We start from the raw sequence: 23,097 nt of genomic DNA on the forward strand, positions 1-23,097 counted from the left end.
GTGCTCAGTCCCGCACGGCGCCCGGGCGGCGGCGCTGCCGCCAGGCAGCCAGCCCGCCCAGCATCAGGGCCAGGCCAGCCAGGCCCGCCGTGCCCAGCGCGGGAATCTGCTGCACCCCTGTGGCACCCGCCAGGCGTGACTGCAGATACCAGTGGCTGCCCACCTGCACCAGCTGGTAGCTGTAGCCTCCGGCCTGCAGCGGCGCCGCCAGCACGAAGGCACCTGCAGGCGATGCCGCACCATTGACCTGCACGACCAAAATACCGTTGCCCGCGGTCGCCGCGCCCAGGCCTGCGGCGTTGGCAATGTCCAGGCGCGTGGGCGCACCTGCCGTCACGCTGCCGTTCACCACCAGGCGGTCACTGGGCGACGCTTCATTGCCCAGTTGCGTGGCCATGGCCAGCACGCCGCCGCCGCTGTAGTTGCCTGTCACGCTCAGCGTGGTGCCGGGTACGGCCGGAGCACCGTTCCGGGGAAGGCGCACCGTGCCCGCGTTCACCAGGCTGGCCACGGTCTGGGCCAGGCCGTCGAGATCCAGCACGCCCGAAGCCTGCACCTCATGGGCCGAAACGCTGGTCAGCACATTGGCAGCGCCGGCACGCAGACTGCCGCCCTGGACCGTGGTGGCGCCGCCGTAGCTGCCGGCAGCTTCCAGCACCAGCGTGCCGGCGCCGGCCTTGGCCAGGCCACCCGGGCCGGACAGCACCAATGCCACCGTCGCCGTCGCGCCGCTGGCCACGTTGACCGTGTTGGCTCCCGCGCCCTGCAATCCCAGGGTCGCACCCTGGAGGAGGTAGCCATCGACATCGAACTGCATGCCGGTAATTCCGATGGCCCCCGCACCGGCATCCGCCGTCACCACACCGGCCAGGCCCTGGAACCGGGCCACGGTGGGGTTGGGTTGATAAGGGCCGTTGAGCGCGCCGCCCGCACCGGTCCAGTTGCGGCCATCGGCGCGCCAGACGCCTGTGCCGCCGTTGACCACGTTGTTGTCCCTGAGCGCGGCATTGCCACCATCCCAATAGCCCAGTGCCACGCCGACCGTGGAGAGCAGGTTCACCTGCCCGGGCACCGAAGTCTGCAGGGTCAGGTTGTCCGCCACCACGCCTGCGGGCAGCGCGCCGAAGGCCAGGCTCCCGGCCAGCGTGCCGCGATAGTCGAACAGCCGGTACACGCCTGCGCCAAAGCCGCCCAGGTCATTGATGCCAAGCGTGCCGCCCAGCGTGAGATTGCCGTTCACATCGAACAAGGCCGTGGCCGAAGGCGCTCCCAGGCCGGCCTGTACCACCGCACCGCCGCCCAGCGTCGCCAGGCCTGCAACGCTGAGCTTGCGGCCTTGCTGGCCCAGCAGCACGCCGCCGGCGGTCTGGTCCAGGTCGCCAGAGACCGTGCCCGCCCCGGACACCACGCCGGAGCCGCTGGCCGTGACGGTGCCGCCCTGCGTGCCATCGACATCCAGCTGCCCGCCCGTGACCGACGCCGTGCCGCCAAGCGCACTGGCGACCACCAGCCGCCCCCCGGAGACCGCGGTGCTGCCCGAGAAACCGGAGCTGTCGGCCGACAGCGTGGTCGTGCCGGCCTGATGGGTGATGCGGTGCGTGCCGGGATCGACGCTGAACAGCGCAAGCGCAAAGCCCAGGTTGGCACCCGTATGGTTGAAATGCAGGGTGCCTGTCCCCAGGCTGAAGTCGATGCGGGCCGCATCGACCACGCCGGGCGCCATGGCGGCGTCGGCCGGTCCACCGCCCACCTGCAGGGTTCCGACAGCGCCCGGGTCAGCATCCATGGTGATGGTCCCGGCGCCCCCCTGCACAGACAGCGCACCACCATCGCGCACGGTGACCGTGCCCGTTCCGTTGAAGCTGGTGAAGAAATCCTGGGTGCTGCGCCAAGCCGAGCCTGTTCCACTGATCGTCGCAGTGCCCACGCCTTCAGGGACATCGCCCAAAGCACCCACCACACCTGACACCACGCCCCCATCTTCGACCTTCAAGGTGCCTGTGCCCCTGCCACCAATCACGAGACTGCCTGAACCGTTCCACGTGGAACCCGGGCCCCGGACGGTGACCGTGCCATTGCTGCCCAGGTCGTAACCCACGGTGCCGACCCCGGAGTGGGTCACTGAGCCTCCGCTGTCCATGGTGAGCGTTCCCGTGCCCGTACTGCCGACGTGCAGCGTGGTGCCCGCATTCCAGCTGGGCGAGGGGTTGGGCACCTGGACAGGCACCACATCGCCGGTGGACGTGACCGTCTGGGCCTGCGCCTGGGTGCAGCACAAGGCCACGCCCCATGCCAGGATTTTCAACACGGACCGAGGGGGCACAGGCAGCGAAGAAGAAGGCGAACGCATGCGGCTGCGGGCCGTGCATGCACGAGACAGTTCCATATCCATCTTGGCGATCTTTGTGTTTGTCATCTGCACCGCAGCCTGGCGCAGCAGATGGGTCAAGACTTGCAGAGCCTGCATCTGTGGATGGCAGGCAGAGCAAGTCTTGCGCACGTACACAAAGAGTCAATTCCGGGGAGCATGGAGAGCCTGCCTTTCTCCTGTAAGACAAAGGCGCGAAGTGTGTGGGCCCGCCGTCCGGACTCAGTGCCTGGCCCGGCCGTGCAACGCCACGGCTGGAGCGGCACAGGCTCTCATCGGCGCTGCTGCAGTTCCCGCCGCGCCTTCTCGTAAGGCGTTTCCTCGGGCTCGGGCACATGCACCACGGCCTCGCTGGAGCCGCCCAGCGGCATGCGGTAGACCCAGAGGCTGTGGCGGCCCGGTCCCTGGCGCTGCCAGGAGGGCTCCACGCCGGGCAGCGCAAAGTCCAAGCTGACCAGCCAGGCGCCCTCAGGCAGCTCCGTGGCGGCCTTGACGGCCGCACGGCCCATGCTTTCAGGGCGCTGGAACAGGTAGACCATCTGGTAGCCGCTCCAGTCGGCCAGCCAGATGTCGGCACGGCGCACGCGGGCCCAGGGGCAGCGCAGCGCGCACAGCCAGCGCAGCGGCCAGCTCCACTCCATGCCGTTGAGCCGCGCCTGCGGGTACTGCCCGCGCAGCGCGCGCAGGCCGTCGCCCAGGCCGCAACCGGCATCGAGCACGGCCGCGCCGTCCGGCAGCGGCGCAGCATCGGCCAGGCCTTGCAGCGCATCGGCGGGCGTGGGAAACAGCGGCGCATCGCGCCAGGCGTTGAGCGGGTAGACCAGGGTCAGCAGGCCCAGCGCCGCCAGCCACAGCCAGGGGCTGATGGCGGCCAGGCCGCCCGGCCCCCACAGCATCAGGCAGGACAGCGGAAAGCCCGCCGCCACGGCCAGGCGCCGCCACCAGGGCGTGGCCAGCAGGCTGGCGAGCACGCCCAAAAAACAGGCCGCCAGCCAGGCGGCCAGCGGCCCTAGGGTCGATTGCAGCGCGGCGTAGACAAGCCAGGCGCCCGCCCAGGCAAGAAGGGCCGGGGCCGGCCAGGGAAGGCGCCGCATGTCAGAGCCTCATTGCGCGACGCGCCTCCCACAGCCCATGAAACGAGCGCGACCTATGCGCCCGAAACGCCCCAAACCAGGGACAGCGAGCAAGGGCCGCCCCGCAGCGAGGCTGTCGTCCCCCTCCCGCAGGAGAGGGGGAAGGCGCGAAGCGACTCAGGGGGTGCTGCATCTCATTGCTGTTGCAGTGCTTGCGAGGTGGCACGGTCGAGGCGGCCGGTCTGCGGCAGGCTCTGGTCGCGCTGGAACTCGCGCAGGGCGTTCTGGGTGTTCTTGCCCATGGAGCCGTCAGGCGTGCCTGCGGTGTAGCCCAGGGCATTGAGCTTTTGCTGTGCGGCGCGCAGCGACATGCCGGCGGCATTGGCGCCCGGAGCCGATGTCTGCGACGGTGCGGCACCGCCGTCCACGCCCAGGCGTCCACCGCCGCCCAGGCCCTGGCCCTTGACGGTCTGCGCCTTGTAGTTGCGCAGCGAGCGCACCATCTGGTTGTAGGCGTCCATGAAGGCGGCGGCGATCACCTTGCCTTCGGCCGTGCGTGTGTAGCCGCCCAGCGAGGCGCCAGCGGAGCCGCCGAACAGCGCGCCCATGCCGCCCCAGTCGGTCTTGGAGGACGAGCCTTCGGAAGCCGACACCTGCACGCCCGAGCGGTTGTCCACCAGGGCCAGCATGACCGAGGCCTCGCGCGTCTTGGTGGCTGCAGCCAGCGCGCCGAAGATGCCGCCGGCGCGGCCGCCGATGGCGCCGCCCATGCCACCGGCATCGCTCTGGTTGAAGATCACTTCGGGGGACAGGCCGTAGTCGGAGGCCACCATCTGGCCCTTGCCCAGGTTGCTGCCGCCACGCATTTCGCCCGAGTCCATCAGCGCGCGTTCACGCGCCATGGCACCCATGCCGGCCGCGCCGCGTTCCACGACGATGAAGCAGTTGGACTGCTGGATCATCAGGCGCAGCAGCTGCGAGGTGGGCGGCAGACGGTACTGCTGGGTGAGGATGGTGTACCAGCCGGCGGTCTGGTTCTCGACCAGGGAGATGGTGCCCAGCGAGGAGTCGCAGCGCTCCAGCTCGGTATTGGCGTTTTCGGCGCTGGCACCGCCTGCGGCGCCCGTGGCCACGGTCTTGGCTTCGGGCGAGCCCATGCGCATGTCGGTGGTCACGCAGCCGGTCAGCGCCACGGCAGCGATGGCAGTCAGGGCAAGATACTTCTTCACGTTGTAATCCTCTTGGTCTGGTCTAGGTGAATCAGCGCCAGGGCAATGGGCGTCCACGCACTGGCAACGTCGCCAGTCATCGATTACACACAATTACCCCGCATAACAGCGCGCAAATATACCGGGATTCACCCTTGCGAAAAAGCGCTGCTTTGCTGGAGAACGACAGATCACAGACGGTTACAAGCTGTTGTCATCACACGGGTGCATCGCCGCGCAAACGTTCGATCAGCCCGTTGAGCGCATCGAGCGAGCCGAACTGGATCGCCACTTCGCCCATTTCCTGCAGCTTGCCGCCACGGCGCACGGACTTCTTGATGCGCACTTCGACATCGGCCATGAGCAGGTCGGACAGCTCTTCTTCCACGCGCTTGATGTCGCGCGACTTGCCGTCCTTCTTGGACTTCTGGCGCACCAGGCTAAAGTCGGCGCCGATCTTCTTGACCAGGGCCTCGGCCTCGCGCACCGACAGCTTCTTGGCAGCGATCTGGTTGCCGGCCGTGATCTGGGCCGCGCGGTCCAGCGACAGCAGGGCACGCGCATGGCCCATGTCGATGTCGCCGGCCATGAGCATGGTCTGCACCGGGTCGGCCAGGTTGAGCAGGCGCAGGATGTTGGTGGCCGCGCTGCGCGAGCGTCCCACGGCCTGGGCCGCCTGCTCGTGCGTGAGGCCGAATTCCTTGACCAGGCGCGACAGGCCCTGGGCCTCTTCCAGCGGGTTCAGGTCCTCGCGCTGGATGTTCTCGATCAGCGCCATCGCGGCGGCGGCCTCGTCGGGCACCTCGCGCACCAGCACCGGCACCTCGGCCAGGCCGGCGATGCGGGCCGCACGGAAGCGCCGCTCGCCCGCGATGATTTCGTACTTGCCGGCGTGGTCGCCCTTGGCCAGGCGGCGCACCAGGATGGGCTGCATGATGCCCTGGGCCTTGATGCTTTCGGCCAGCTCGTAGAGCGCGCCCTCGTCCATGTGGGTGCGCGGCTGGTACTGGCCGGGCACCATGACGTCGAGCTGCAGGATGCTGGGCAGGCCGGTCTCGGCCACCGGGCCGCCGCCCTCTTCCTTGTCGTGGACCTTGGGTCCGAGCAGGGCTTCCAGCCCGCGTCCCAGTCCCTTGGGTTTCTTGGTCACCATGGTGTTGTCCTTGTCAAAGCGATGCCAGCAGCGCGTGTCCGCTGTCCCAGTCGCCCAGCCCGCTGGCCGTGTTGAGATGGCCCGAAGGCCCTGCGTCGACGAAGCGTGCGCCCCAGGCATCGGCCATGGCTTGCACGCGCTGGGCGCTGCAGTAAATGTCGTTGTCGCTGCCGACCACGATGGAGGCAAACGGCAGGCGTTGCATCATCACGGGCGACCAGCCGGGCAATTGCTCGCGCAGCTGGGGCTGCTCGGTATCGCCGGGGGCCACCAGCAGCGCACCACGCACCTTGCGGGCGGCCAGCGGCGAATGCGCCGCCCACCAGGCCACAAGGATGCAGCCCAGGCTGTGCGCCACCAGCACCACGGGGCGCGGCGCGTCGAGCACCGTCTCCTGCAGCCTGGCGCTCCAGTCGCCGCGCAGCGGGCGGTCCCAGTCGTTTTGCTCCAGGCGGCGGTAGCCGTGGCGCTGCTCCCAGCGGCTTTGCCAGTGATCGGCGTCCGAGTTCTGCCAGCCGGGCAGCAGCCAGACGTCCTCGGCAGCCCACCCGGTCGGCACGCCCTGCCCTGCCGTTTCATGTGAACCTTGCATGACTACATCTTCTTGATGCGGCGCACCATCTCGTGCGCGAAATCGATGAAGGCCTTGCTGCCCTTGGCGCCAGGGTCGAAGACCACGCCCGGCACGCCATAGCTGGGCGCCTCGGCCAGGCGCACGTTGCGCGGGATGACGGTGTCGAACACCTTGTCGCCGAAGTGTTCCTTGAGCTGGTCGCTGACCTGCTGCTGCAGCGTGGTGCGCGGATCGAACATCACGCGCAGCAGGCCGATGATCTGCAGGTCGGGGTTCATGTTGGCGTGCACCTGCTTGATGGTGTTGACCAGGTCGGTCAGGCCTTCGAGCGCGAAGTACTCGCACTGCATGGGCACGACCACGCCATGGGCCGCGCACAGGCCGTTCAAGGTGAGCATGGACAGGCTGGGCGGGCAGTCCACCAGCACGAAGTCGTAGTCGGCATCGACCGCCTTGAGGGCGCCCTTCAGGCGATCGTTGCGGCGCTCCAGGGTGACCAGCTCGATCTCGGCGCCGCTGAGTTCGCGGTTGGCGCCCAGCACGTCGTAGCCCACGGCCTCGGAACGCACGGCGGCTTCCTTGACGCTGGCGTTCTCCAGCAGCACGTCATAGACCGACAGCTCCAGCGCACGCTTGTCCACGCCCGAGCCCATGGTGGCATTGCCCTGCGGGTCCAGGTCGATCATCAGCACGCGCTGGCCGACCTTGGCCAGGCCCGCTGCAAGGTTGACGGCGGTGGTGGTCTTGCCGACCCCGCCCTTTTGATTGGCGACACAGAAGATTTTGGCCATGGTATTTACACGCTTATTTGGCGATGGCCAGCTTGAGGCCAAAACCGATCAGGAACACGCCCGCAGTCTTTTCGAGAACCCGGGAAACCGCAGGATTGGCGCGCATGCGCTCGGCCAGATGCGCGGTCAGCAGCACCACGATCAGGCAATAGAGAAAGGTCAGAGCGGCCACCGTGGCCGCCATCACCGCGAACGTGAGCAGGCCCTGGTGGCTTGCGGGATCCACGAACAGCGGGAAGAAGGCCATGTAGAACACGATGGACTTGGGGTTCATCAGGGTGATCAGGCCGGCCTGGCGAAAGTAGTGGCGCGGCTCGATGTGGAGCACGGGCTTGTCGCCGGGCTTGGCAGTGAGCATCCTGAAACCCAGCCAGCCCAGGTAGGCGGCGCCCAGCCACTGCACGGCATGGAAGGCCGTGGGATAGGAGGCCAGCAGCGCGGCCACGCCCGCCACGGCCATCCAGATCAGCACCTGGTCGGCCGCCAGCACGCCGGCGCAGGCCGCCATTCCGGCACGTATGCCGCCCTTGCCGGTGGAGGTGATCAGCGCCAGATTGCCCGGCCCCGGAATCAGCAAAAACAGAAGAATGGCAACAACGAATGCGCTGAAATCGGAGATGCCGAACATGCTGACCCCTGAGCGATGAAAGCTGGGAGTTTATGCGAGGGCCATGGCCAGCGCATGTGGAACATGGCCCCGCCGCAACGCGGCAGTGTGCCATTCGGTAAAAAAATCAGGCGCAAACGCGCAGCCAGAGGATGCAGCGCTCGGCATCCAGGCCCGGCACCTTCAATGGTTCCACGTGAAACACCTGCACGTCGGCGGGCAGCGCGGCGATTTCATCGTCGGGGTGCTTGCCCTTCATGGCCAGCCAGGTGCCGCCCTCCTCCAGCGCCTGGCGCGACCAGCTGGTGAAGTCCACCAGCGAGGCAAACGCACGGCAGCTGATCAGCGGATAGCGCGTGGTCAGCTGCTCCACGCGGCTGTGGATGCCGCGCAGGTTGGGCAGGCGCAGCGTGGCCGCCGCCTGCTGGATGAAGGCGGCCTTCTTGCCCACGGTATCTACGCAGTGCACGTCGATCTGCGGGCAGCAGATGGCAAAGACCACGCCGGGCAGGCCGCCGCCCGAGCCCACGTCCAGCATGGCGGTGCGGCCTTCGCGCGCAGGCATCTGTGCCAGATGGCGCTGCAGGGCCGGCACGGCAGCCAGGCTGTCGAGCAGGTGATGGGTCAGCATCTCCTGCGGATCACGCACGGCCGTGAGGTTGTAGACCTTGTTCCACTTGCCCAGCAGGGCCTGGAATTCCATCAGCGTATCGATCTGGGCGGGGGTGAGGTCCAGCCCCAGCGCCTGCAGGCCGGCTTCGAGCGGAGCGCGCAGTTCCTGGCTCATGCGGATGCCTCCTCGCCCTTCGCGTCAGTCACATCCGGTGCAAAGCCCCGAAAGCCCCCCTTCTTCAGATGCACCATCAGCAGCGAGATCGCCGCCGGCGTCACGCCCGACATGCGCGACGCCTGGCCCAGCGTCTCTGGCCTGTGCTTTTGCAGCGACTGGCGCACCTCGAAGGACAGGGCAGGCACCTGCATGTAGTCCAGCTCGGCCGGCAGGCGCAGGTTCTCGAAGTGGGCGGCGCGCTGCACCTCGTCCTTCTGGCGGTCGATGTAGCCCGCGTACTTGGCCGCGATTTCCACCTGCTCGACCACGGAGCCGCTGAGATCGCCCAGCACCTCGGGCTGCACATCGGCCGAGGCATAGCGGCCCTCGTTCAGGCTCATCAGCTTGCCGTAGCCCACATCGGGCCGGCGCAGCAGGTCGAACAGGTTGTATTCGCGCTCGATGGACTTGCCCAGCACACGCTCTGATTCCTCGGGCGTGACGATGCGCGGATTGACCCAGGTGGACTTCAGGCGCTCTGTTTCACGTGAAACAGCATCGCGCTTGCGGCTGAAGGCATCCCAGCGCGCATCGTCCACCAGGCCCATGGCGCGGCCCGCTTCGGTCAAGCGCATGTCGGCGTTGTCCTCGCGCAGCTGCAGCCGGAACTCGGCGCGGCTGGTGAACATGCGGTACGGCTCGGTCACGCCCTTGGTGATCAGGTCATCGACCAGCACGCCCAGATAGGCCTCGTCGCGGCGCGGCAGCCAGGCTTCCTGGCCACGGCACTGCAGCGCGGCGTTGAGGCCGGCGAACAGGCCCTGGGCCGCCGCTTCCTCGTAGCCGGTCGTGCCGTTGATCTGGCCCGCGAAGAACAGGCCCTGGATCTGGCGCGTCTCGAAGCTGCTCTTGAGCGAGCGCGGATCGAAGTAGTCGTACTCGATGGCGTAGCCGGGGCGCAGGATGTGCGCGTTCTCCAGCCCCTTCATGCTGCGCACCAGTTCGTACTGGATGTCGAAGGGCAGGCTGGTGGAGATGCCGTTGGGATAGAACTCGTTGGTGGTCAGGCCTTCGGGCTCCAGGAAGATCTGGTGGCTTTCCTTGTCGGCAAAGCGGTTGATCTTGTCCTCGACGCTGGGGCAGTAGCGCGGGCCCACGCCTTCGATCTTGCCCGTGAACATGGGGCTGCGGTCAAAGCCGCTGCGGATGATGTCGTGCGTGCGCTCGTTGGTGTGGGTGATCCAGCAGGGCATCTGGCGCGGGTGCATGGCCGCATTGCCGATGAAGCTGAACACGGGCAGCACGCCTTCGTTGACACCACCGGGCATGCCGTCGCCGGGCTGCTCCTCGCACTGCGAGAAATCGATGCTGCGGCCATCCAGGCGCGGCGGCGTGCCGGTCTTCAGGCGGCCCTGGGGCAGCTGCAGCTCCTTGAGCCGCGACGACAGGCTGACGGCTGGCGGGTCGCCCGCACGGCCTGCCGCGTAGTTGTTCAGGCCCACGTGGATCTTGCCGTCCAGGAAGGTGCCCGCCGTGAGCACCACGGTGCGGCTGCGAAAGCGCACGCCCACCTGGGTGACGGCGCCCACCACGCGGTCGCCCTCGACCATGAGGTCATCCACCGCCTGCTGGAACAGCCACAGGTTGGGCTGGTTCTCCAGCATGTCGCGGATGGCGGCCTTGTAGAGAATGCGGTCGGCCTGGGCGCGCGTGGCACGCACGGCCGGGCCCTTGGAGCTGTTGAGGATGCGGAACTGTATGCCGCCGATATCGGTGGCCAGCGCCATGGCGCCGCCCAGCGCATCCACTTCCTTGACCAGATGGCCCTTGCCGATCCCGCCGATGCTGGGATTGCAGCTCATCTGGCCCAGGGTCTCGATGTTGTGGCTCAGCAGCAGCGTCCTGCAGCCCATGCGCGCAGCGGCCAGCGCGGCCTCGGTGCCAGCGTGGCCGCCACCGACCACGATCACATCAAATTCCTGTGGGTACAACATGCTTATCACTCCGGGGGCCTGCCCGGCCCAAGCCCCCGACACGGAGCACTCACGCTCCGGCGCTCATGGCAGGTGGCCCTCGTTCATGTAGCGAGGGGAACCCAGCGGGGAACCCGCGATTTTCCCACCTTTGCCGCACCAGTGCCTTGCAAGGGGTCGGCCGGCCCCGCCACCGGGCCGGCACTGCGCCGGTGTTCCACGTGAAACAGTGCGGCGAACACGTGTGCACCGCAGGATGCTGCGCGCCGCCGCCCGCAGGGCGGCCCGCTTGCAAGAAACATGTGCAGGGCCTGTGATGCAATGGCGGCCATGCAGATCCTCATCTTCGCGGGCAGTACCCGCCAACAATCGCACAACCGGCGCCTGGCCGCCGCCGCCGCCGACATGGCGCGCGAACTGGGCGCCCAGCCCACGCTGCTGGAGCTGTCGGATTTCGACATCCCCATGTACAACGCCGACCTGGAGGCCAGCGGCACGCCGCCTGACGTGCTGCGCTTCAAGGCCGCGCTGCACAGCCACCCGGCCTGGCTGATCTGCTCGCCCGAGTACAACGGCAGCTACCCTGCCCTGCTCAAGAACGCCATCGACTGGGCTTCCAGCCCCGTGGCCGGTGATCCGGTCTGGTCCGATGGCACCCTGCCCTTTCGCGGCAAGGTCGTGGGCATGGCCAGCGCCTCGCCCGGCGGCCTGGGCGGCCTGCGCGCCCAGTCGCACCTGGCGCCGCTGCTGCTGAACCTGCAGTGCTGGTTGGCCCCCGTGAGCCACGCCGTAGGACAGGCAGGCCAGGCATTCGACGACGCCGGCCGCCTGCAGCGACCCCAGGACCAGCAGGGCGTGAAGGCCGTGCTGGAACAGGTGCTCTGGGCTGCACAGCGCCTGTCGGCCTGAACCCTGCCGCCAGCGCGGTCCCATCATGCGCAGCCCCTGCACATGGGGTTAGCATGGGCGCTTGTCTTTCTTACCCTGATCGGAAGCCATCCACCATGAAGCTCTACTACAGCCCTGGCGCCTGCTCTCTGTCTCCCCACATCGTCCTGCACGAGGCAGGCCTGGCCTACGAGCCGGTCCTGGCCAGCACCAAGACGCACAAGCTGCAGGACGGCACGGACTACTACGGCATCAACCCGCTGGGCTATGTTCCCTTCCTCGTGCTCGACGACGGCGACACGCTGCATGAAGGCCCGGCCATCGTCCAGTACCTGGCCGATCTGGTCCCCGAGAAGAAGCTGGCACCGGCCAACGGCACCATGGCCCGCTACCACCTTCAGGAGTGGTTGAACTTCATCGGCACCGAGCTGCACAAGGGCTTCGGCCCCCTGTTCAACCCCGCCACGCCCGACGACTACAAGCCCGTGGTGCGCCAGCGCGTGCTGGACCGCCTCAAGTGGGTGGACGGCGAGCTCAATGGCCGCGACTACCTGATGGGCGAGCAGTTCACCGTGGCCGACGCCTACCTGTTCACCGTGACGGGCTGGGCCCAGTTCGTGGGCGTGGACATCTCCGAGCTGACCAACCTCCTGGCCTACCGCGAGCGCGTGCTGGCCCGCCCTGCCGTGCAGGCCGCGATGAAGGCCGAAGGCCTGCTCAAGTAAGCAGCGCCGAGCCCGGGCTCGGCGGCACAAGGGGCCGGCTGGTGTGAACCAGCCGGCCCCTTATCTTTTGCGCGTGCGGATGCGCTGCTCTATCTGGGCCGCCGCAGCGCGCACCTGCTGGGCGATGCGCCGCACGCGCGCCGCCGTCATGCGCTGGGTCAGCGCGGCCACGCTGACCGCCCCCATGGCCTGGCCCATGCTGTCGCAAAAATGCGCGCCCACGGCCGTCACGCCCAGGCTCACGCGGTTCTGTATCACGGCCACGCCTGCGCGGGCCGTTTCCTCGCAGGCCAGGCGCAGTCCCGCATCGGTGAGCTTGCCAAAGGCCGGCAGGGCGGGCGCCACGCGCTCGATGATGGCCTCGCGCTCCTCGGGCGCAATGGCGGCCAGCACGGCCAGCCCCCCGGCGCCCACGCCCAGCGGGCGCCGGCTGCCGACCTGCAGCACCAGCGTGCGTATGGGGAAGTCGCCTTCGAGCCGGTGCAGGCACACGGCCTCGAATCCGCTGCGCACCACCAGGTAGGCCGTGTCCTCGGTTTCACGTGACAGCGCCGCCATGGCCGGCTCGCACAGGTCGCGTATGTCGTGCAGCATCGACCCGGCCAGGCCCAGCTCGAAGGCCAGCGGCCCCAGCCGGTAGCGGTGGGTCTGGGCGTCGTGCACCACCAGGCGCTCGGCAATCAGCTGCTTGAGGATGCGGTGGGCCGAAGGGTGGGGCACGCCGGATTTTTCGGCCAGTTCGCTGAGCGGGCAACCGCGCGTGCCCCCGGTCGCCAGCAGCTTGAGAAAGGTCACGCCCCGCTTGAGGGAGCCGGCATCGGACGATGAGGTCATGTTCGTTTATCGGACAACTGAGTGGCGCCGCCGGGCGATTTGAAAACAATCGGAATGGCCGATCAACCACGGCCCGGCCAGGGCACGGCAAGGCCGGGCGCCACGGATTTCCGAATGATGCAACTCTCCCATCCGCCATTGCAAGACAGAATCGCCGTCGTCACCGGCGCCAGCAGCGGCATAGGCGCCGCCACGGCGAGGGCCCTGGCCAGCGAGGGCGCCACCGTCGTGATCGGCTACCACCAGGGCCGCGACCGCGCCCAGGCGCTGCGCGAGGAACTGCCGGGCAGCCACCACACGCTGCAGCTGTCGCTGCAAGACGAGGCCAGCCACGCCACCGCCGCCCAGTGGCTGCAGCAGCACCTGGGCCGGGTGGACCTGCTGGTCAACTGCGCGGGCTTCACCGAGCGCATCGCGCACGCGCAGATCGATGCACTGAAGCCCGCTCTGTTCAACCGCATCCTGTGCGCCAACGTGGGCGGCACCTATGCCGTGACGCGGGCCCTGCTGCCGCTGCTGCGCGCCTCGCAGGACGCCGCCGTGGTCAACGTGTCCTCGGTCTCCGCCTTCACGGGCCTGGGCAGCAACATGGCCTATTGCGCCGCCAAGGCCGCGCTGGACACGCTGACGGTGTCCATGGCGCGCGCCTTCGGCCCGGTGCGCTTTCTCTGCGTCTCGCCCGCCGCCGTGGACACGGGCTTCGTGGGAGGCCGCAGCCGCCAGGAGCTGGAGAAAAGGGCCGCGCACACGCCGCTGGGCCGCGTGGTCGAGCCCGACGATGTGGCGCAGGCCATCCTCGCCTGCGCCACGCATCTGCGCACGGCCACGGGCACGCGCATCGTGATCGACGGCGGCCACAGCCTCGGTTGAAAGAAGGCACGGCATGCTCGTCGAACAACGCACCTACACCGCCCACCCCGGCAAGTGGCGGGACTACCTGGCGCTCTACCAGGCCGAGGGCCTGGAGCTGCAGCAGCGCATTCTGGGCCGCATGGTCGGCTACTACACCAGCGACTCGGGGCCACTCAACCAGATCGTCCACCTGTGGGCCTATACGGACCTGAACGAGCGCGCCGAGCGCCGCGCCCGCCTGCTGGCCGAGCCACGCTGGCAGGCCTATGTGGCGCGCATGCTGCCGCTGCTTCAAAGCCAGGAATCGAAGTTCCTGGTCCCGGCCCCCTTCTTCCAGCCCCAGTGGAGCGGCTGCCAGGAGCCGCTCCACGGCGCCACAGGCCCCGCGTCCACTTCCGGCCCCCTTTCCACCGACTGACAGGAGACATCCATGCTGTGCAAAAAGCTTCACCACGCCGCCTACCGCTGCAAGGACGCGGCCGAGACCGTGCGCTTCTATACCGAGGTGCTGGGCCTGCGCTTCACCCACGCCATGGGCGAGGACCATGTGCCCTCCACGGGCCAGTACAGCCCGCACATCCACATCTTTTTCGAGATGGAGGACGGCAGCTCCATCGCCTTCTTCGAGTGCCCCAGGGACCCGGGCCAGATGAAGGACATGGAGTCGCCGGGCTGGATACAGCACTTCGCCTTCGAGGTCGCCGACGTGGACACCGTGCTGCGCGCCCGGCAGGACCTGCTGGACCGGGGCATTGACGTGGTGGGCCCCACCAACCACGACGACTTCATCACCTCCATCTACTTCTTCGACCCTTCGGGCCACCGCCTGGAGCTGACCGCGCGCACGGCCGACGCGGCGCGCCACCAGGTCTTCGAGCAGGAGGCCATGCAGGTGCTGGCCCTGTGGAACGAGACCCACGACTGGTCGCAGCGCGAAAAGCTCTACGGCGCCCAGACCGGCTACGCGCGCGCAGACCGCTAGCCGCAACGCCAGCGAGGCCAGCGAAGCCACTGGACACGTCCGCAGCGCGCAATACAAAAAAAGGAGACATGACATGACTGCCATCACCCGACGCACGGCCCTGCTTGCAGGCGCCGCCTCACTCACCCTGCCCACGGCCCGGGCCCAGGGCGGTTTTCCCAACCGGCCCATTCAATTGATCCACGGCTTTGGCGCGGGCGGCAACGCCGACGTGGTGGCCCGGCTCGTGGCCCAGAAGCTGCAGGAATCGCTCAGGCAGCCCGTGGTGGTGGAGATCAAGAGCGGCGCGGGCGGCTCCATTGCCAGCAACTTCGTGGCCAAGGCGGTGCCGGACGGCTACAGCCTGGTCATGCTCACGGGCGCGCACACCGTGTCGGCCGCGCTGCGCAAATCGCTGCCCTACGACGCGGTCAAGGACTTCGCCTTTGTCTCCACCGTCTCGTCCTTTCCCTTCGTGGTGGCCGTGCGCGCCGAGCATCCCGCCAGGACCCTGGCCGATCTGCTGGCCATGGCGCGCAAGGAGCCGGGACGCATCACCTTCACCTCGGTGGGCGTGGGCTCCACCCAGCACATGGCCGGCGAGCTGCTGGGCTCCACGGCCAAGGTACAGCTGCTGCACGTGCCCTACCGGGGCGGTGGCGCACCCGTGCAGGCCGTGATAGCGGGCGATGTGGACGTGCTCAGCGACACGCTGACCGTGGCCATGCCGCACATCAAGTCGGGCCGGCTGCGCGCCCTGGCCGTTACCAGCGCCCAGGCCTGGCCCACCCTGCCAGAGGCGCCGCCGGCCTCGGCCGTGCTGCCCGGCTTCGAGGTGCGCTCCTGGCTGGGCCTGGCCGCGCCCGCAGGCACGCCCGCCGACGTGGTGCAAAGGCTGGCCGCCGAAACCCACAAGGCCCTGAAGGAGCCAGACCTGCTCCAGGCCCTGGCCAGCGCCGGCAGCGCGGCCACGCCCTGCAGCCCCGAGGAGATGCGTGGCATGGTGGGCGCCGAGATCGCGCGCTGGCGCGGCGTCATCCAGCAGGTCGGCATTCCGCTGCAGGCCTGACGCCATGGACATCATCAGCCTGTGCGGCAGCCTGCGCCGCCATTCCCTGAACCGCCTGCTGCTGGAGTTGGCGGGCAGCTGCCTGCCACCCCAGGCCACGATGCAGGTCTGCGACTGGCGCGCGCTGCCGCCGCTGGATGCCGACCTGCTGGCCACGGGCATGCCCGAATCCGTGCACCAGTTGCGCGAGCGCATCCGCCGTGCCGACGCCGTGGTGCTGGCCACGCCCGAGTACAACTTCTCCATTCCAGGCATGTTCAAGAATGCGCTGGACTGGATCTCGCGTGGCGATGACCAACCCTTTCGGCACAAGCCCGTGGCCCTTGTCTCGGCCTCGCCGGGCCCGCTGGGCGGGGCGCGCGTGCAGTACGAACTGCGCAAGGTATTGCAGTGCATGGAAGCCGACGTGCTGGCCCGGCCCGAGGTCTTCGTGGGCCAGGCGGCGCAGAAATTCGACAGCCAGGGCCTGTGCACCGATGCCGCCACGCGCAGCTTCGTGACGGCGCAGATGCAGGCGCTGGGGCAACTCGTGGCACAGCACCGTCGCCTGCACGACAGCGCGCAAATCCCTGGCCTGCACGATTGATTCCATGGGCGTAATCTGTGCCGTACGCCGCGCCGCCCGCACGGGCGGCGCTTTTGCTTCACGCACAGAAAGCCCCGTTGCATGACCTCTCTGTTCGATCCCATACAGGCTGGCGAACTGCGCCTGCCCAACCGCATCGCCATGGCGCCGCTGACGCGCAACCGCGCACCCCAGGCCCTGCCCAACGACATCATGGTCACCTACTACGCCCAGCGCGCCAGCGCCGGCCTGCTGATCAGCGAAGGCACGGCCATCAGCCACCAGGGCCAGGGCTATGCCCATGTGCCGGGCCTGTACGGCAGCGAGCAGCTCGACGGCTGGAAGCGCGTGACCGACGCCGTGCACAAGGCGGGCGGACGCATCGTCACCCAGCTGTGGCATGTGGGCCGGGTCTCGCACACCTCGCTGCAGCCCGAAGGCCAGGCGCCCGTGGGGCCGTCCCCGGTGGCGGCCAAATCCAAGACCTATGTGATCGACGAGGACTCGGGCAAGGGCCAGTTCGTGCCCACCTCCGCGCCGCGCGCGCTCGCCCAGCACGAGCTTCCCGCCATCGTCCACAGCTTCGCCGTGGCCGCGCGCAATGCCGTGGAGACGGCCGGTTTCGACGGCGTGGAGCTGCACGGCGCCAACGGCTATCTGCTAGACCAGTTCCTCAAGACCGGCGCCAACCAGCGCGATGACGACTACGGCGGCAGCATCGAGAACCGCGCCCGCCTGCTGCTCGAATGCACGCGCGCCGCTGCCGATGCCGTGGGCGGCGGCCGCGTGGGCATCCGCCTGTCGCCCGTGACGCCGGCCAACGACATCGCCGATGCCGACCCCCAGCCGCTGTTCGAATACGTGGTGCGCCAGCTGGCGCCGCTGGGCCTGGCCTACATCCACATCATCGAAGGCTCCACCGGCGGCCCGCGTGAATTGCCCGACCGGCCCTTCAACTACGCGGCGCTCAAATCCGCCTACCGCGAGGCCGGCGGCCAGGGCGCCTGGATGGTCAACAACGGCTATGACCGCGACATGGCGCTGCGCGCCGTGGAAAGCGGCCACGCCGATATCGTGGCCTTCGGCAAGGCCTTCATCTCCAACCCCGACCTGGTCCACCGCCTGCGCGACGACCTGCCGCTGAACCCCTGGAACTCCAGCCTGTTCTACGGCGGCGGCGCAGAGGGCTATACCGACTACCCGTTCGCGCGCCAGGCCTGATTTGCGGCGCTGCAAAGCAAAAAGCCCGCAGGCATGGCCTGCGGGCTTTTTTCGTTCGGCGATTCACGGGGTCACGTGAAAAAGAGCCGCTGGCCCCTGCCTTCTCAGGCGTGTTCCAGCAACTGGGTCTCGCGGGCCGAAGCCAGCGGGGCGCGGCCGGCAGCCGGGGCCAGGCCGGGCTTGCCCTGGCCGGGACGGCCATAGGAAGCATGCGAGCCCATGGACGCCACGGCCGCACCGGCAATGCGGAACTGGCCCACCACCTGCGCCAGGCGCGCGGCCTGCTCGCGCAGCGACTCGGCGGCGGCGGCCGATTCCTCGACCAGGGCTGCGTTCTGCTGCGTCATGCGGTCGATATCGCCCACGGCCTGGTTGACCTGGCCGATGCCGCCCGACTGCTCGCTGGAAGCCGCCGTGATCTCGCCAATGATGTCGCCCACGCGCTGCACGCTGTCCACGATTTCCTTCATGGTCTTGCCAGCATCCTCCACCTGGCGCACGCCCACGTCCACGGCCTGCACGCTGGTCTGGATCAGCGCCTTGATCTCGCTGGCCGCCTGGGCCGAGCGCTGGGCCAGCGAACGCACCTCGGCCGCCACCACGGCAAAGCCGCGGCCCTGCTCGCCGGCACGTGCCGCTTCCACGGCGGCGTTCAGCGCCAGGATGTTGGTCTGGAAGGCGATGGAGTCGATCAGGCCGATGATGTCGCCGATCTTGCGGCTGGAGGTCGTGATCTCCTGCATGCTGACCACCGCCTGGGCCACCACGTCGCCACCGCGCGTGGCCGTGGTCGAGGCGGAGGCCGCCAGCTGGTTGGCCAGTTGCGAGGACGATGCCGTCTGCTGCACCGTGGCCGTGAGCTGGGACAGCGAGGCCACTGTCTCCTGCACATTGCTGGCCGTCTGCTCGGTGCGCGAGGACAGGTCCTGGTTGCCCGTGGCGATCTCCTGGCTGGCCGTGGCGATGTTGCCGCTGGCGTCGCGCACCTGGGTCACCATGGAGCCCAGGCTCTGCTGCATCTGGTCCAGCGCGCGCTGCAGGTCGGCCACCTCGTCCTTGCCCTCCACCTTCACGCTCTGCGACAGATCGCCCTGGGCAATGGTCAGCGCCGTCTGGCGCGCCTGCACCAGGGGGCGGCAGATGGACAGCATGTTCATCAGCGTCAGCGGCACCACCACCAGCACCGTGAGCACCACGGCAGCCACGAAGATCCACTGCGTCTGCTCGGCCACGCCCTGCTCCTCGGCGGCCATGGCATCGACCTGCTGGCGCAGCAGCTGGTCGAGCTGGGCGATGAGCTTTTCGACCTCGGCCACCTCGGCCATGGCCTTGCCGCTCATGCGGTTGGCCGTGGTCGCCGTGTCATAGCCACCGGCCTCCAGCTGTCGCGCAATGTGCTCGAACTGCTGGCGGTAGCGGTCCACGCGCTCGGAGATGCCGCTGACGATGGCATCGTCGGCCGGATCCTCATCCTTCAGAAAGCGCTCGGCCACGGATTTCACGCGGTCGATGGCGGCCAGCCACTGGGTGTGGGCCTTGCGCACCTCTTCGGCACGCTCGTACTGGATGATCATGTCCTTTTCATGGGCGCGCACGGCACCCAGCTCGGCGCGCAACTCCACCATGTAGCCCATCTTGGCGTACGAGGTATGCATGAACTGCTGACTCATGCCATGGATGCGGAACATGCCCAGCATCCCGGCTCCGCCCAGCAGACCCAGCAGTACCAGCACCATGGCGATGGCACCCAGCATCCGCGTGCGGATCGTGAAAGCCCGCATCATTCCCAACAAGTTCATGACCGTTTTCCTCTCTGTCAGTCAGGGCGCACGCACGGTCTCCAAATGCATAGCGCCAACGTAAATACAAATTGTTGCAGTTTGTCAGATGATCGCCAATGGTCTATGACGGTTTTTGCCTATTCACGGCTCTTTTCGATGTATCGGCCATTGAGGCGAATCATTGAGCCAGGCCGGCCCGCATGCTTTGGGCCAAATCAACCCATTCCCGGCCAGACGCTTGACCTTGCCATGGTGTCAGGGTTCAACATGCCGTCCATGGCTTGCGCCACTTCGGCGCGCCCCAACCAGGAGCGAGAGATGCAACATGTTTTCACCGTGCAGGGCATGACCTGCGGCCACTGCGAACGCGCCGTCACCCAGGCCGTGCAGGGCGTGGATGACCAGGCCCAGGTAAAAATCGATCGCGCCGCCCAGCGCGTTGAAGTCGACAGCAGCGCCAGCCGCGAGGCACTGGGCGCCGCCATTGCCGAAGAAGGCTACAAGGTCGCCTGAGAGACACCTCAAAGACACCCGAAGGCATCCGAAAGGCACGCACCATGTCCGCCCACCCCGCACAGCACTGGCCCGTCTCCATCGGCGAGGCCGCGCGCCGCGCCGGTGTCTCGGCGCGCATGGTGCGCCACTACGAAGCCCAGGGCCTGCTGCCGCCCATGCACCGCACGGACGGCGGCTACCGCCAGTACGCCGAGGCCGACGTGCACGCCCTGCGCTTCATCCGCCGAGGGCGCGACCTCGGTTTTTCCATGGACGAGATCGCCACCCTGCTCGGCCTGTGGCAGGACAAGAGCCGCGCCAGCAGCCAGGTCAAGGCCATCGCCCAGCGCCACATCGACGAACTGACCGAGCGCATCGCCGCCATGCAGGCCATGCAGCGCACGCTCAAGACCCTGGTGCACTGCTGCCACGGCGACGACCGGCCGGACTGCCCGATATTGGATGATCTGGCGGCGCAGGAGAGTGCGGCGCCGTAGCGTGTCTCACGGCAGGGAACGGCGCTTCAGGCGCCCGCCTTCGCACGCTTTGCAGGCTTGCCCACCTTGGGTGGCTTGGATAACTTGGGCGTATCGAGAACATCCGCCCGCCGCAACACGCCCCCCATCAAGGTATCAATGCACTGCTGCGCCACTTCCTCTGCCGAGTACTGGCCGCCAGGCTGGTACCAGCGGCCTATCCAGCTGAGCGCGCCGGCAATCACGAAGGCGGTCATCTTGGGGTCGCAGGGGGCCAGGGAGCCCTCCTGCACGCCGGCGGCCACCAGGCGGCGGAAGGCCTGGTCTATGGCGGCCTTCTGGCGGCGCAGTTCGCGGCGGCTGTCGGGGGGGACCTGTTCGTCGCCCACGCGGATCAGGCACATGCCGAAGTCCATGGTGACGATGCGCGCATAGACCTGCATGCAGGCGCGCAGCTGGTCCACGGCCTGGCCACCTGCACGGCGCGAGGCCTCGATGCCTTCCAGCGTCATGGCCAGGCCCTGGTTCACGCACTGCAGCAGGATCTCGTCCTTGTTCTTGACGTAGTAGTACAGCGTGGGCTTGCTCACGCCCAGCCGTGCGGCGATGTCGTCCAGCGAGGTGGCGGAGAAGCCGCGCTCGTTGAACAGCTGCGCGGCGGCCTGCAGCACGGCCTGGCGCTTGGCCTCGCGCTGCTGCTCGCGGTCGGGCGTGCCGCTCCAGGGCGAATCCACGGCGGGCGCCGCACGGCCGTTGCGGGCGCGGGCGCCAGGGCTGGGTCGGGTCTTGGTTTCAGGGCTCGATGGCTTCATGGCGGCGGTCGCACCGGGGAAATCACCGATGCTGCATGCGGTGGGCGACAACCAGAATCTACTCCAAAGTAAACAGCCTACGCATCAGTAGGCTCCTGCCCGGCTCGACGAACCAACGCACGAGAGCGCCATGGAGACACACCCCGACGGCGGCCCGCCCGCCCCCTTGCTGCAGGTCGATGGCGTCACGCTCGCCTTTGGCGGCGTGAAGGCGCTGTCGGGCGTGGGCTTCGATGTGCAGCCCGGCTCGATCACGGCGGTGATCGGTCCCAACGGCGCGGGCAAGACGTCGCTGTTCAACACCATCTCGGGCTTTTACCGGCCCACGGGCGGCTCCATCCGCTTCCAGGGCGAGGACATCACGCGCATGCCGGCGCCGCGCCGCGCGCGGCTGGGCCTGGGGCGCAGCTTCCAGAACATTGCGCTGTTCCGGGGCATGACGGTGCTGGACAACATCAAGCTGGGCCGCCACGCCCACCTGCGCACCAACGTGCTCGACGCCCTCCTCTACCTGGGCCGCGCGCGCCGCGAAGAGGCCGAGCTGCGCCGCGACATCGAGGAGCGCATCATCGATTTCCTGGAGATAGACCACATCCGCCATGCGCCCGTGGCCGCCCTGTCCTACGGGCTGCAAAAGCGCGTGGAGATGGCGCGCGCCCTGGCCATGCAGCCGCGCATCCTGATGCTGGACGAGCCCGTGGCCGGCATGAACCGCGAGGAGACCGAGGACATGGCGCGCTTCATCCTCGACGTGCGCGCCGAATGGGGCGTGACCGTGCTCATGGTGGAGCACGACATGGGCATGGTCATGGACCTGTCCGACCATGTGGTGGTGCTCAACTTCGGCCAGGTCATCGCCCAGGGCACGCCTGCCGTGGTGCAGGCCGATCCCGAGGTGAACCGGGCCTACCTGGGCGCCGGTGATGTGGGCGAGCTGCGGCGCCGGCTGCGCGGCGCGTCCGCCCGGCCGGAGCCCGCCACGCCGCAGCCTGCCCTGGCACAGGAAGCCGCATGATGGACTGGGCCTACCTGTTCGAGATCGCCCTCACGGGCCTGGCCGCAGGCGGCCTGTATGCGCTGGCCGCGCTGGCCTTCGTGGTGGTCTACAAGGCCACGCGCGTGGTCAACATCGCCATCGGCGAGCTGCTGATGGTGGGCGCCTACCTGTTCTTCACCTTCGCGGCCATGTTCGCGCTGCCGCTGTGGCTGGCCATTCCCGCCGCCGTACTGGGCACGGGGCTGCTGGGCGCGCTGATCGAGCGCACCATGATCCGGCCGCTGCTGGGCGAGCCGCCGATCTCGGTGTTCATGGTCACCGTGGGCCTGGCCTCGGTGCTGGTGGGCCTGGTGGAGCTGATCTGGACGGCCGACCAGCGCCGCCTGCCCGAGTTCATGCCCACGCAGCCCGTGATGATCGGCGAGGCCTTTCTCGCGCCCAAGGTGGCCTGGGGCGCAGCCGTGGCCGTGGTCTTCATCGCGGCCGTGCTGCTGGTGTTCCGCTACTGGCGCGGCGGCGTGGCCCTGCGTGCGACGGCCAGCGACCAGGCAGCGGCCTATTCGGTGGGCATCAACGTGCCGCGCGTGTTCTCGCTGGCCTGGGTGGTGTCGGCCATGATCGCCGCCGTGTCGGGAATCATCGTCGGCTCCATCGGCGGCATCTCGTCGAGCATGGGCGTGTTCGGCCTGTCGGTGCTGGTGGTCGTCATCGTGGGCGGGCTGGACAGCGTGCTGGGCGCCCTGGTCGGCGGCCTGTTCATCGGCCTGGTGGAGGCGCTGGCCGGTGCCTACCTGGGCGGCGAGTACAAGCTGCTGGCCACCTTCATCGTGCTGGTCGTGGTGCTCATGCTCAGGCCCTACGGCCTGTTCGGCACGCACGAGATCGAGCGGCTCTAGACAGCTTCA

The 23,097-nt window shown here is 68.3% G+C and carries 24 protein-coding genes; 12 read left to right on the top strand and 12 right to left on the bottom strand.

Going from position 1 to position 23,097, the window contains the following annotated elements:
* Nucleotides 1–4: 4 nt before the first annotated feature.
* The 9 genes from LGR64_RS27910 to mnmG all read right to left on the bottom strand — a co-directional run bounded on the left by LGR64_RS27910 (nt 5) and on the right by mnmG (nt 10,537).
* Nucleotides 5–2,305, bottom strand: coding sequence for an IPTL-CTERM sorting domain-containing protein (locus tag LGR64_RS27910; RefSeq protein ID WP_230357432.1), 2,301 nt, complete (start codon nt 2,303–2,305; stop codon nt 5–7).
* A 335-nt stretch (nt 2,306–2,640) separates the two neighbouring features.
* Nucleotides 2,641–3,462 carry a class I SAM-dependent methyltransferase gene (locus tag LGR64_RS27915; RefSeq protein WP_230357434.1) on the bottom strand — a complete coding sequence of 274 codons (822 nt, stop codon included), beginning with the start codon at nt 3,460–3,462 and terminating at the stop codon, nt 2,641–2,643.
* A gap of 173 nt (nt 3,463–3,635) precedes the next feature.
* The gene (locus tag LGR64_RS27920; protein ID WP_013799966.1) at nt 3,636–4,670 is read right to left on the bottom strand and encodes a peptidoglycan-binding domain-containing protein; all 1,035 of its coding nucleotides are present in this window, start codon (nt 4,668–4,670) and stop codon (nt 3,636–3,638) included.
* 196 nt (nt 4,671–4,866) lie between these two features.
* On the bottom strand, nt 4,867–5,802 hold the full coding sequence (locus tag LGR64_RS27925) for a ParB/RepB/Spo0J family partition protein (protein ID WP_230357436.1): 936 nt from the start codon (nt 5,800–5,802) through the stop codon (nt 4,867–4,869).
* Nucleotides 5,803–5,815: 13 nt separating this feature from the next.
* Nucleotides 5,816–6,394, bottom strand: coding sequence for an RBBP9/YdeN family alpha/beta hydrolase (locus tag LGR64_RS27930; protein WP_212645598.1), 579 nt, complete (start codon nt 6,392–6,394; stop codon nt 5,816–5,818).
* 2 nt (nt 6,395–6,396) lie between these two features.
* Nucleotides 6,397–7,167 carry a ParA family protein gene (locus LGR64_RS27935; RefSeq protein ID WP_012201989.1) on the bottom strand — a complete coding sequence of 257 codons (771 nt, stop codon included), beginning with the start codon at nt 7,165–7,167 and terminating at the stop codon, nt 6,397–6,399.
* Between the two features lie 13 nt (nt 7,168–7,180).
* Nucleotides 7,181–7,795, bottom strand: coding sequence for a LysE family transporter (locus LGR64_RS27940; RefSeq protein WP_012201988.1), 615 nt, complete (start codon nt 7,793–7,795; stop codon nt 7,181–7,183).
* 106 nt (nt 7,796–7,901) lie between these two features.
* Nucleotides 7,902–8,561: a 16S rRNA (guanine(527)-N(7))-methyltransferase RsmG gene (gene rsmG, locus LGR64_RS27945; RefSeq protein WP_013799961.1), complete on the bottom strand. Its 660-nt coding sequence runs from the start codon at nt 8,559–8,561 to the stop codon at nt 7,902–7,904.
* Nucleotides 8,558–10,537, bottom strand: coding sequence for a tRNA uridine-5-carboxymethylaminomethyl(34) synthesis enzyme MnmG (gene mnmG / locus LGR64_RS27950; RefSeq protein ID WP_088166421.1), 1,980 nt, complete (start codon nt 10,535–10,537; stop codon nt 8,558–8,560). Before mnmG ends, rsmG begins: the two co-directional genes overlap by 4 nt.
* 300 nt (nt 10,538–10,837) lie before the next feature.
* Here mnmG and LGR64_RS27955 point away from each other — a divergent pair, with 300 nt between their 5' ends.
* Both LGR64_RS27955 and gstA read left to right on the top strand, forming a co-directional pair.
* Nucleotides 10,838–11,425: an NADPH-dependent FMN reductase gene (locus LGR64_RS27955; RefSeq protein ID WP_230357437.1), complete on the top strand. Its 588-nt coding sequence runs from the start codon at nt 10,838–10,840 to the stop codon at nt 11,423–11,425.
* Nucleotides 11,426–11,520: 95 nt separating this feature from the next.
* Nucleotides 11,521–12,129, top strand: a complete 609-nt coding sequence (gstA, locus tag LGR64_RS27960; protein WP_013799958.1) for a glutathione transferase GstA — start codon at nt 11,521–11,523, stop codon at nt 12,127–12,129.
* A 60-nt stretch (nt 12,130–12,189) separates the two neighbouring features.
* Here gstA and LGR64_RS27965 read toward each other — a convergent pair whose 3' ends face one another.
* On the bottom strand, nt 12,190–12,963 hold the full coding sequence (locus tag LGR64_RS27965) for an IclR family transcriptional regulator (protein ID WP_230357439.1): 774 nt from the start codon (nt 12,961–12,963) through the stop codon (nt 12,190–12,192).
* A gap of 138 nt (nt 12,964–13,101) precedes the next feature.
* On the opposite strand from LGR64_RS27965, the gene LGR64_RS27970 reads away from it, so the two are divergent.
* From LGR64_RS27970 to LGR64_RS27995, 6 genes are all read left to right on the top strand, one after another.
* Nucleotides 13,102–13,833, top strand: a complete 732-nt coding sequence (locus tag LGR64_RS27970; protein WP_230357442.1) for an SDR family NAD(P)-dependent oxidoreductase — start codon at nt 13,102–13,104, stop codon at nt 13,831–13,833.
* Between the two features lie 13 nt (nt 13,834–13,846).
* Complete coding sequence (locus LGR64_RS27975; RefSeq protein ID WP_063327853.1) at nt 13,847–14,233, top strand: NIPSNAP family protein; 387 nt, start codon at nt 13,847–13,849, stop codon at nt 14,231–14,233.
* A 12-nt stretch (nt 14,234–14,245) separates the two neighbouring features.
* Entirely contained in the window at nt 14,246–14,797 is a 552-nt protein-coding gene (locus LGR64_RS27980) for a VOC family protein (RefSeq protein ID WP_012201980.1), read from the top strand.
* 73 nt (nt 14,798–14,870) lie between these two features.
* Nucleotides 14,871–15,845: a tripartite tricarboxylate transporter substrate binding protein gene (locus LGR64_RS27985; protein WP_230357444.1), complete on the top strand. Its 975-nt coding sequence runs from the start codon at nt 14,871–14,873 to the stop codon at nt 15,843–15,845.
* 4 nt (nt 15,846–15,849) lie between these two features.
* Nucleotides 15,850–16,431 (top strand): NADPH-dependent FMN reductase, encoded by a 582-nt coding sequence (locus tag LGR64_RS27990; RefSeq protein ID WP_230357446.1) that lies wholly within the window; start codon nt 15,850–15,852, stop codon nt 16,429–16,431.
* Between the two features lie 81 nt (nt 16,432–16,512).
* Nucleotides 16,513–17,631, top strand: coding sequence for an alkene reductase (locus LGR64_RS27995; protein WP_230357448.1), 1,119 nt, complete (start codon nt 16,513–16,515; stop codon nt 17,629–17,631).
* A 104-nt stretch (nt 17,632–17,735) separates the two neighbouring features.
* Here LGR64_RS27995 and LGR64_RS28000 read toward each other — a convergent pair whose 3' ends face one another.
* Nucleotides 17,736–19,430 carry a methyl-accepting chemotaxis protein gene (locus LGR64_RS28000; protein WP_034397522.1) on the bottom strand — a complete coding sequence of 565 codons (1,695 nt, stop codon included), beginning with the start codon at nt 19,428–19,430 and terminating at the stop codon, nt 17,736–17,738.
* Between the two features lie 300 nt (nt 19,431–19,730).
* Between LGR64_RS28000 and LGR64_RS28005 the strand changes: the two genes are divergently transcribed.
* Nucleotides 19,731–19,925: a heavy-metal-associated domain-containing protein gene (locus tag LGR64_RS28005; protein WP_012201975.1), complete on the top strand. Its 195-nt coding sequence runs from the start codon at nt 19,731–19,733 to the stop codon at nt 19,923–19,925.
* A gap of 44 nt (nt 19,926–19,969) precedes the next feature.
* Complete coding sequence (cueR, locus tag LGR64_RS28010; protein WP_012201974.1) at nt 19,970–20,404, top strand: Cu(I)-responsive transcriptional regulator; 435 nt, start codon at nt 19,970–19,972, stop codon at nt 20,402–20,404.
* Between the two features lie 26 nt (nt 20,405–20,430).
* Here the strand turns inward: cueR and LGR64_RS28015 are convergent, their stop codons facing one another.
* Nucleotides 20,431–21,195: a TetR/AcrR family transcriptional regulator gene (locus tag LGR64_RS28015; protein ID WP_230357450.1), complete on the bottom strand. Its 765-nt coding sequence runs from the start codon at nt 21,193–21,195 to the stop codon at nt 20,431–20,433.
* Nucleotides 21,196–21,325: 130 nt separating this feature from the next.
* On the opposite strand from LGR64_RS28015, the gene LGR64_RS28020 reads away from it, so the two are divergent.
* Nucleotides 21,326–22,210: an ABC transporter ATP-binding protein gene (locus tag LGR64_RS28020; protein WP_034397519.1), complete on the top strand. Its 885-nt coding sequence runs from the start codon at nt 21,326–21,328 to the stop codon at nt 22,208–22,210.
* A complete protein-coding gene (locus LGR64_RS28025) occupies nt 22,207–23,088 on the top strand; it encodes a branched-chain amino acid ABC transporter permease (RefSeq protein ID WP_013799949.1) in 882 nt (293 codons plus the stop codon). The genes LGR64_RS28020 and LGR64_RS28025 overlap by 4 nt, the downstream gene beginning before the upstream one ends.
* Nucleotides 23,089–23,097 lie beyond the last annotated feature (9 nt).

Source organism: Delftia sp. Lp-1, from assembly GCF_020523835.1.
Lineage (GTDB): Bacteria > Pseudomonadota > Gammaproteobacteria > Burkholderiales > Burkholderiaceae_C > Comamonas > Comamonas acidovorans.

Excerpts from the sequence above, each read along its gene's own strand:
- rsmG (WP_013799961.1), bottom strand. The coding sequence starts at position 8,561 with ATGAGCCAGGAACTGCGCGCTCCGCTCGAAGCCGGCCTGCAGGCGCTG.
- LGR64_RS27965 (WP_230357439.1), bottom strand. The coding sequence starts at position 12,963 with ATGACCTCATCGTCCGATGCCGGCTCCCTCAAGCGGGGCGTGACCTTT.
- LGR64_RS27940 (WP_012201988.1), bottom strand. The coding sequence starts at position 7,795 with ATGTTCGGCATCTCCGATTTCAGCGCATTCGTTGTTGCCATTCTTCTG.
- LGR64_RS27935 (WP_012201989.1), bottom strand. The coding sequence starts at position 7,167 with ATGGCCAAAATCTTCTGTGTCGCCAATCAAAAGGGCGGGGTCGGCAAG.
- gstA (WP_013799958.1), top strand. The coding sequence starts at position 11,521 with ATGAAGCTCTACTACAGCCCTGGCGCCTGCTCTCTGTCTCCCCACATC.
- LGR64_RS28015 (WP_230357450.1), bottom strand. The coding sequence starts at position 21,195 with ATGAAGCCATCGAGCCCTGAAACCAAGACCCGACCCAGCCCTGGCGCC.
- LGR64_RS27955 (WP_230357437.1), top strand. The coding sequence starts at position 10,838 with ATGGCGGCCATGCAGATCCTCATCTTCGCGGGCAGTACCCGCCAACAA.
- LGR64_RS27925 (WP_230357436.1), bottom strand. The coding sequence starts at position 5,802 with ATGGTGACCAAGAAACCCAAGGGACTGGGACGCGGGCTGGAAGCCCTG.
- LGR64_RS27930 (WP_212645598.1), bottom strand. The coding sequence starts at position 6,394 with ATGCAAGGTTCACATGAAACGGCAGGGCAGGGCGTGCCGACCGGGTGG.
- LGR64_RS27985 (WP_230357444.1), top strand. The coding sequence starts at position 14,871 with ATGACTGCCATCACCCGACGCACGGCCCTGCTTGCAGGCGCCGCCTCA.
- LGR64_RS27915 (WP_230357434.1), bottom strand. The coding sequence starts at position 3,462 with ATGCGGCGCCTTCCCTGGCCGGCCCCGGCCCTTCTTGCCTGGGCGGGC.
- LGR64_RS28005 (WP_012201975.1), top strand. The coding sequence starts at position 19,731 with ATGCAACATGTTTTCACCGTGCAGGGCATGACCTGCGGCCACTGCGAA.
- LGR64_RS28020 (WP_034397519.1), top strand. The coding sequence starts at position 21,326 with ATGGAGACACACCCCGACGGCGGCCCGCCCGCCCCCTTGCTGCAGGTC.
- LGR64_RS27975 (WP_063327853.1), top strand. The coding sequence starts at position 13,847 with ATGCTCGTCGAACAACGCACCTACACCGCCCACCCCGGCAAGTGGCGG.
- LGR64_RS27990 (WP_230357446.1), top strand. The coding sequence starts at position 15,850 with ATGGACATCATCAGCCTGTGCGGCAGCCTGCGCCGCCATTCCCTGAAC.
- cueR (WP_012201974.1), top strand. The coding sequence starts at position 19,970 with ATGTCCGCCCACCCCGCACAGCACTGGCCCGTCTCCATCGGCGAGGCC.
- LGR64_RS28025 (WP_013799949.1), top strand. The coding sequence starts at position 22,207 with ATGATGGACTGGGCCTACCTGTTCGAGATCGCCCTCACGGGCCTGGCC.
- LGR64_RS27980 (WP_012201980.1), top strand. The coding sequence starts at position 14,246 with ATGCTGTGCAAAAAGCTTCACCACGCCGCCTACCGCTGCAAGGACGCG.
- LGR64_RS28000 (WP_034397522.1), bottom strand. The coding sequence starts at position 19,430 with ATGAACTTGTTGGGAATGATGCGGGCTTTCACGATCCGCACGCGGATG.
- mnmG (WP_088166421.1), bottom strand. The coding sequence starts at position 10,537 with ATGTTGTACCCACAGGAATTTGATGTGATCGTGGTCGGTGGCGGCCAC.
- LGR64_RS27995 (WP_230357448.1), top strand. The coding sequence starts at position 16,513 with ATGACCTCTCTGTTCGATCCCATACAGGCTGGCGAACTGCGCCTGCCC.